This is a genomic window from Vibrio sp. 1151_11, assembly GCF_029478525.1.
Classification (GTDB): domain Bacteria; phylum Pseudomonadota; class Gammaproteobacteria; order Enterobacterales; family Vibrionaceae; genus Vibrio; species Vibrio anguillarum.
Genome location: NZ_SHMN01000135.1, coordinates 1 through 255, shown reverse-complemented (window position 1 = coordinate 255; position 255 = coordinate 1). Strand labels below are relative to the sequence as shown.

Below are 255 nucleotides of genomic sequence, written 5' to 3'. Positions count from 1 at the left end.
ACTGGTCGAGTCGGCCTGCGCGGAAGATGTAACGGGGCTAAGTAGTAAACCGAAGCTGCGGCAATACAGTTTACTGTATTGGGTAGGGGAGCGTTCTGTAAGCCGTTGAAGGTGTGTTGTAAAGCATACTGGAGGTATCAGAAGTGCGAATGCTGACATGAGTAACGATAAGGGGGGTGAAAAACCTCCCCGCCGGAAGACCAAGGGTTCCTGTCCAACGTTAATCGGGGCAGGGTAAGTCGACCCCTAAGGCGA

Annotated in this window: 1 rRNA gene; it reads left to right on the top strand. The window is 52.9% G+C overall.

Annotation, left to right across the window (positions count from 1 at the left end):
- A 23S ribosomal RNA gene (locus EXZ60_RS19110) occupies positions 1-255 on the top strand; the annotation flags it as partial.